Source organism: Dyella sp. (genome assembly GCF_035277725.1).
Lineage (GTDB): Bacteria > Pseudomonadota > Gammaproteobacteria > Xanthomonadales > Rhodanobacteraceae > Dyella_B.
The window spans coordinates 1-2,444 of the sequence record NZ_DATEJY010000233.1 but is presented as its reverse complement, the minus strand read 5'-3'; the positions used below and the strand labels follow the sequence as shown (position 1 = coordinate 2,444).

Below are 2,444 nucleotides of genomic sequence, written 5' to 3'. Positions count from 1 at the left end.
GGTGAAGATGCTCACCGCATCGATCCTGTCCAAGCATGGCCGCACGCACGTGAATACCGGCAGCTACAACAATGAAATCGGCCTGCCGCTCACGCTCTTGTGGATGCCGGAAGATACCGAATACGCCGTGCTCGAAATGGGCGCAGGCAAACCGGGCGACATTGATTATCTTGCCGCCATCGCACGGCCCGATATCGGCCTCGTGAACATCATCGCGCCCGCGCATCTTGAGCGGATGGGTACGATCGAGATGGTGGCGGAAACCAAAGGCGCGGTGTATCGCGCGCTGCCGGCGGATGGCGTGGCGATCATCAATGCGGATGATGCATTCGCCAGTTTCTTCGCCGGGCTGGCGGGCGGCCGTCGCCTGCTGCGTTTTGGCCTGGATCACAAGGCGGATGTCGGCGCGGAAATTCTGGAACAGCGCGTCGACGGTTCGCATTTCGTGCTGAGCACGCCGCATGGCGATGCCGATGTGCAACTGCCATTGCCCGGCCGCCACAACATCGCCAACGCCCTGGCTGCGAGCGCGATCGCACTGGCACTGGATGTGCCGGTCGAGACCATCGTCGCCGGCTTGGAACAAGCCAGCGCTGTCGAAGGCCGCTTGAAGCGCATCGACATGGCGGATGGTTGGACGCTGATCGACGACAGCTACAACGCCAATCCGAGTTCGATGCACGCGGCGATCGATACGCTGGCACTGGCCGCCGGCGAACGTTGGCTGGTGCTGGGTGACATGGCTGAGTTGGGCACCGAGGCGCGTGCACTGCATGCCGGCGTCGGCGCGCATGCGCGTGAGAGCGGCATCGATCGGCTGTTTGCGGTGGGCCCGTTGAGCACGGCGGCGGTCGATGCGTTCGGTGCGGGCGGCAAGCACTTTGTCGACAAGGCGGCGTTGATCGATGCGCTGCGCGCTGAAGTGCATGCCGGTATCACCTGCCTGGTGAAAGGTTCCCACTCATCGGGCATGGAACAGGTCGTGGCAGCGCTCAAGAACGGTGATTCAAAAGGGGGCGCGCATGCTGCTTGACCTGGCTGAATGGTTCGCACGGCATTTCGCCACGCCGCATCTGTTTCAGTACATCACTTTCCGCACGATCATGGCGGCGCTTACCGCCATGGCCATTTCGCTGCTGTTTGGCCCGGCGCTGATCCGCAAGCTGGCCGCGCTCAAGGCTGGCCAGGTGGTGCGCAAGGAAGGTCCGCAGACACATCTTTCGAAGGCCGGCACACCCACCATGGGCGGCGTGATGATCCTGCTGTCGGTGGCCGTTGCCACGTTACTGTGGGTGGATCTGAGCAATCGCTACGTGTGGTTGGTACTGCTGGTGCTGATCTGCTACGGCGCGATCGGTTTCTACGACGACTACCGCAAGCTGGTGCTGAAGGATAGTCGCGGCCTTGCATCGCGCTGGAAGTATTTCTGGCAGTCGGTGTTTGGCATCGGTGCGGCGTGGTTCCTGTTCCATACGGCGAACCTGCCGGCGGAGACCGCGTTGTACGTGCCGGTCTTCAAGCATGTGGCGGTGCCGCTGGGTGCGTTCTTCGTCGTGATTGCCTACTTCATGATCGTGGGTTTCTCCAATGCGGTGAATCTCACGGATGGCCTTGATGGCTTGGCGATCATGCCGACCGTGCTGGTATCAGGTGCGCTTGGCATCTTTGCGTATCTCGCCGGCAACCGCGTGTTCTCCGAATATCTGGGAATTCCTTCGATTCCCGGCGCGGGCGAGTTGGCGATTTTCTGCGGTGCGCTGGCAGGTTCGGGTTTGGGATTCCTGTGGTTCAACACCTATCCCGCACAAGTATTCATGGGTGACGTCGGCGCGCTCGCCATTGGTGCGGCGCTGGCGGCGATCGCGGTGATCGTGCGGCAGGAGATCGTGCTGCTGATCATGGGCGGCGTGTTCGTGATGGAAACCGTGTCGGTGATGATGCAGGTGGCCAGCTTCAAGATGACCGGCAAACGCATCTTCCGCATGGCGCCGATCCATCACCACTTCGAATTGAAAGGCTGGCCCGAGCCCCGGGTCATCGTGCGCCAGGAAATCGTGCTGCTCGTGATGGGCGGCATCTTCGTCATGGAGACCGCGTCGGTGATGCTGCAGGTCGCAAGCTTCAAGCTCACGGGCAAGCGCATCTTCCGCATGGCGCCCCTGCACCACCATTTCGAGCTGAAGGGCTGGCCGGAACCGCGCGTCATCGTGCGCTTCTGGATCATCACCGTGATCCTGGTGCTGGTGGGCCTCTCCACCCTGAAGGTGAGATAGATGGGCCTACCCGCCGCACAACGCAGGACCCGCACGCTGATCGTCGGCCTCGGCAAGACGGGGCTGTCCTGCGCGCGCTTCCTCGCCGCCCACGGCGAAGATGTCGCGGTCACCGATAGCCGCGAGCACCCGCCGGGCCTCAAGGATCTGCGCGCGCTGCTGCCGGATGCG

General features: G+C 62.6%; 3 protein-coding genes. All 3 read left to right on the top strand.

What is annotated here, in order from left to right; genetic code table 11:
* A partial coding sequence (locus VJR68_RS19305) for a UDP-N-acetylmuramoyl-tripeptide--D-alanyl-D-alanine ligase (protein ID WP_324150294.1) occupies nt 1-1,033 on the top strand: 1,033 nt, incomplete at its 5' end.
* On the top strand, nt 1,023-2,273 hold the full coding sequence (gene mraY, locus VJR68_RS19300; RefSeq protein WP_414647822.1) for a phospho-N-acetylmuramoyl-pentapeptide-transferase: 1,251 nt from the start codon (nt 1,023-1,025) through the stop codon (nt 2,271-2,273). The genes VJR68_RS19305 and mraY, both read left to right, overlap by 11 nt.
* Nucleotides 2,274-2,444 (top strand): NAD(P)-binding protein (locus tag VJR68_RS22100; RefSeq protein WP_414647823.1); only part of this gene is annotated, 171 nt, incomplete at its 3' end.